This window comes from Burkholderia sp. LMG 13014 (assembly GCF_905232215.1).
Classification (GTDB): domain Bacteria; phylum Pseudomonadota; class Gammaproteobacteria; order Burkholderiales; family Burkholderiaceae; genus Burkholderia.
On record NZ_CAJNKE010000431.1, the window covers coordinates 1 to 5,165 of the forward strand.

At 67.2% G+C, this 5,165-nt stretch carries 3 protein-coding genes; all 3 read right to left on the minus strand.

The window, feature by feature from the left end; genetic code table 11:
- On the minus strand, positions 1–1,077 hold a 1,077-nt coding region (locus JYJ84_RS27865; RefSeq protein ID WP_205189722.1), incomplete at its 3' end, for an efflux RND transporter periplasmic adaptor subunit.
- Between the two features lie 36 nt (positions 1,078–1,113).
- Positions 1,114–4,281, minus strand: coding sequence for an efflux RND transporter permease subunit (locus JYJ84_RS27870; RefSeq protein WP_175222034.1), 3,168 nt, complete (start codon positions 4,279–4,281; stop codon positions 1,114–1,116).
- Between the two features lie 228 nt (positions 4,282–4,509).
- The coding region (locus JYJ84_RS27875) for a Crp/Fnr family transcriptional regulator (RefSeq protein WP_205189723.1) at positions 4,510–5,165 on the minus strand (656 nt) is incomplete at its 5' end.

The following is a 5,165-nucleotide window of genomic DNA, read 5'->3' on the forward strand; positions in this document are numbered from 1 at the left end:
GCGCACGACCGTCACCTGCTTCAGGCGTACCTGGCCGTTCGCGTCGACGGTCGCGACCGTCGGGCCTTCGGCACGGAACAACAACGTATTGGCCGGCACCTGCAGGCGGCCGACCGGCGTCATCGGCAGTGTCGCCTGCACGTACGCGCCGGGCAGCAGCCGGCCGTCCGGGTTCGGCAGCGTGATCTCGATCTGCAGCGAGCGCGTCGCGACGTCGATCGCCTCGGACGTGCGCGTGATCGTCCCGTCGAACGTGCGGCCCGGCAGCTCGGCCTGCGCGACGCTCACGTGCTGGCCGACCTTCACTTGCTGTGCGTACGCCTGCGGCACCTGCACGTAGAGGCGCAGCCGGTCGGCCTGCACGACCGTGAACAGCGAGCGGCCCGCGTTGCCCGAGCTGACGAGATCGCCAACGTCGACGTTGCGCTGCGTGACGATCCCGTCGATCGGCGCGACGATCCGCTGGAAGCCTTTCAGCTCGGTGAGGCGGCGCATGTTCGCGTCGGCCGCCGCGAGGTTCGCGGTGCCCTGGTTGAATGCGCCTTGCCGGTCGTCGAGTTCCTGCTGCGAGACGGCATCGCGCTGGCGCAATTGCTGCGCGCGGTCGAACGACGTCTTCGCGAGCGCGAGCGCGGCTTGGGCCTGCTGGCGCTGTGCGGTGGCCTGCGCGAGTTCCTGGTTCAGCTCGGGCGTGTCGAGTTCGGCGAGCGTCTGGCCCTGCTTCACGTGCGCGCCGATGTCGGCTTGCCAGCGCAGCACGTAGCCGCTCGCGCGGGCGTAGATCGGCGCCTCGACGAAGCCGCGCAGCGTGCCGGGCAGCGTCAGCTTGCCGCCGGTGGCCGCATCGACCGGATGCGCGATCGTCACGTACTGGCGCGTGTTCTGCTCGGCGACCGCGTCGAGCCGGTTGCGGTTCAGCACGTTGACGAAGACGGTGCGCGCGGCGCCGGCGGCCAGCAGCACGCCGATCACGACCAGGACGATTTTCCCGCGTCGCGATACCGACGTGCGCGTCGGCAGGTGCATGCCGTGTTCGTCCACCTGGATGCCGACGGAGCTGTGATGTTTCTCTTCCATGAATTCAACCAAATCAACCGGGTAGTGGGACGAAAGTCAGTGTCCGGCCTGGCGCGCGCGCCGGCGGGCCAGCCGCGCATGCACGCCGCCGAACACGAGCGGCACGAACAGCAAGGTCGATACGGTGGCGAACAGCAGCCCGCCGATCACCGCGCGGCCGAGTGGCGCATTCTGCTCGGCGCCTTCGCCGAGCCCGAGCGCCATCGGCACCATCCCGATGATCATCGCGAGCGCCGTCATCAGCACCGGCCGGATCCGCGTTGCGCCTGCTTCCAGCGCGGCCGTGAGCGGCGGCGCGCCGGCCTCAAGACGCTGGCGCGCGAACGACACGACCAGAATACTGTTCGCGGTCGCGACGCCCACCGTCATGATCGCGCCAGTGAGCGCGGGCACGCTCAGGTGCGTGCCGGTGATGAACAGCATCCAGACGATGCCGGCGAGCGCGGCCGGCATCGCGCTGATGATGATCAGCGGGTCGAGCCACGACTGGAAATTGACGACGATCAGCAGGTAGACGAGCACGATCGCCATCGCGACGCCCGCGCCGAGGCCGATATACGACGTACGCATCGTCTCGATCTGGCCGCGCATCGTCAGCTCGGTGCCGCGCGGCAGCGTCGCGCGCGCATCCGACACGATGCGGTCGATCTCGCCCGCGACCGCGCCGAGGTCGCGGCCTTCGACGCTCACGTACACGTCGATCGCCGGGCGGATGTTGTAGTGCGTGATCACGGCCGGGTTCGCGGTGCTGCGCACCTGCACGAGGTTGCCGAGCAGTTGCAGCGGCGTGCCCGTGCGGCCGCTTGCGGAGATCGGCGTGCCGAGCAGGTCGTCGACCGACGAGATGCTGTATTGCGGGGTCTGGATCTGCAGCGGGTACTGGACACCGGAGCGCGGGTTGATCCAGAACGACGGCGTGGTCTGAGAACTGCCGGACAGCGAGATCAGCATGTTCTGCGCGACGTTCTGCGCGGAGAGATTGAGCTGCTGCATGCGCGTACGGTCCATGTCGGCCAGCAGGGTCGGCTCGTCGTTGCGTTGCAGCACGTGCACGTCGACGGCGCCGGGGATTTGCCTGAACTTTTTCATCAGGCTGCTCGCGATAGTCATGTTACTCGCGAGATCGTTGCCGAGCACCTGCAGGTCGATCGCGGCCGGTTGGCCGAAGTTCAGGATCTGCGTGATGATGTCCGACGGCTGGAAGAAGAACTCGACGCCCGGGAAGCGCTCGGGCAGCACCGTGCGCAGCGCCTGCACGTAGTGCTGGGTTGCGCGGTGGCCGGGCTTCAGCGCGATCAGCAGCTCGCCGTCGAGCGTGCCGATCGTGCCCGCGTTGCTGTATGACAGGTTGATGCCGCTCACCGGCAGGCCGAGGTTGTCGACGATCGCGCCGAGTTCGTCCGGCGGCACGGTTTCGCGGATCACGCGCTCGACCTGGTCGGCGAGGCGTGCGGTTTCCTCGATCCGGTAGCCGGTCGGCGCGCGCATGTGCAGCCGGATATTGCCGGAATCGGCATTCGGGAAGAAGTCGCGGCCGAGCACGAACACGAGGCCCGTCGACAGCACGCAGAAGCCGAGGAAGCACATCGCGTAGAAGCGGCGGCGCACCAGCAGGATGCTGAGCAGCACGATGTACCACGCGCGCAGCCGCTCGAACGCGTTGTTGAACGCATGGTGGATGCGCGCGAAGCGCGTGCGCGCATGATCGGGGCCGGTGCTGGCCTGCTGCGGGCGGAACAGCAGCATCGCGAGCGTCGGCACCAGCGTGCGCGACAGCACGTACGACGCGAGCATCGCGAACACGACGGCTTCCGCGAGCGGTACGAACAGGAAGCGCGCGACGCCGGTCAGGAAGAACATCGGCACGAACACGATACAGATGCACAGCGTCGACACGAACGCGGGCACCGCGATCTCGCCGGCGCCTTCGAGGATCGCGTCGTGCAGGTTGGTACCGAGGTGCAGGTGCCGCTCGATGTTCTCGATCGTCACCGTCGCATCGTCCACCAGAATCCCGACCGCGAGCGCGAGGCCGCCGAGCGTCATGATGTTGATGGTCTCGCCGAGCGCGGACAGCGCGATCAGCGACGTGAAGATCGACAGCGGGATCGAGATCGCGATGATCAGCGTGCTGCGCCAGTTGCCGAGGAACAGCAGGATCATCATCGCGGTTAGCACGGCGGCGATCAGCGCCTCGTGGATCACGCCCTGGACGGCCGCGTTGACGAATACCGACTGGTCGAACAGCGGCGTGATCGTGAGCCCCTCGGGCAGGGTCGGGATCACCTTCGGCAGCAGCGTTTTCAGGTCCGACACGACCTTGAGCGTCGACGCGTCGCCACTTTTCAGGATCGAGATGAGCACGCCGCGCTGGCCGTTCTGGCGCACGACGTTGGTCTGCGGCGCGAAGCCGTCGCGTACCGATGCCACCTCGCGCAGGTAGGTCGTCGCGCCGTTGACGGTCTGGACCGGCAGGCTGCTGATGTCGGCGATCGTATCGGCCGACGCGTTCGTGTCGATCCGGTATTCGGTCTGGCCCATCTTCGCGGTGCCGGTTGGCAGCACGAGGTTCTGCGCGTTGACCGCGTTGACGATGTCGGCGGGCGTGAGCCCCTTCGCCTGCAGCGCCTGCGGATCGAGGTCGATCGCGACCACACGCGTGCGGCCGCCGTACGGGAACGGGATCTGCACGCCCGGCACCGTGATCAGCTGCGGGCGCAGGAAGTTGAGCGCGATGTCGGCGAGCGACTGTTCGCTGAGCGTCTTGCTCGACAGCCCGAGCTGGATCACCGGAATGCTCGACGCCGAGTAGGTGATCACGAGCGGCGGCGTTGCGCCCTGCGGCATCTGCCGCACGATCGCCTGCGCGGACGAGACCGTCTGCGCGATCGCCGTCTGCACGTTTGCGCCCGGTTGCAGGAACACCTTCACGACCGCGATGCCGGGCAGCGACGTCGATTCGACGTGCTGGATGTTGTTGACGGTCGTCGTCAGGATCCGCTCATGCACGGACGTGATGCGGTTCGTCATCTCGGTCGCGGAGAAGCCGCTGTAATTCCAGATGACGCTGATCACGGGAATGTTGATCGCGGGCAGCACGTCGACCGGCGTGCGCATCAGCGCAAGCGGGGTGGCCAGCACGATCATGATGGCCATCACGATGAACGTGTAGGGGCGCTTGAGCGCGAGATTGACGATCCACATGGAGGCAGCGGGACAGGCGGTGATCAGGCGTGGGTAAAGGGAACCCGAATGATAGGCGTCGGCGTGGAACGGGTTACTGTCGCGAAACTGGCGGAATTGTCAGGTTGGGGCGCAGCGGCCGATTGCCGATTCAGCAGAGGAAACGCAGCGTGACGCGACGGCCGGCAAACGGCCGCGATACCGGACGGGCAGGCTGCGTCGGCGGCGATTCCGTTCATCGGCCCGCGCTCAGATCTGCTCGATCCCGACGCGCGCGAGCGCCCCCAGGTCGACGACGTCGATCTGGTTGTAGGCGAGCCGCAACGCGCCGAGCTTTTCGAGCTGCTGCAGCGCCTGGTTGATCCGCTGCCGCGATACGCCGACGAGCATCCCCAGTTCCTCCTGCGAGATCGACAGCGACGGACCGGTGTCCGGGTACAGGTCGGGGTTGAACAACTGCGTGAGCGCCTGCGCGACGCGGGCGTCGACGTCCAGCAGCCGGCTGTTCTGGATCGACGCGATGAATTCGCCCATCCGGTTGTTCAACTGGTGGATCACGAAACGCGTGAACGGCAGGCTCGTGTCGAGCAGCGCGTGGAATGTATCGACCGGCACGAACAGCACGGTCGAGCGCTGGATCGCGACGACCTCGTACTTGCGCAGCTCGCGCTTGATCACGCTGCCTTCGCCGAACCAGCCGCCCGACGGCACGCCGGAGAACGTGCAGCCGCGCCCCGACGCATTGAAGATCGCGAGCTTCAGCAGCCCGCGGTGCACGCCGATCCAGTATTCCGACGGCGCGAGCCGGTGTGCGATCACGTCGCCGGCCTCGCACTGCTCGACGCGCGACTGTGCGAGCACGAGCGCCTGGTGCTCGGGCGCGAGCGTGCGGAACCATGCGCATT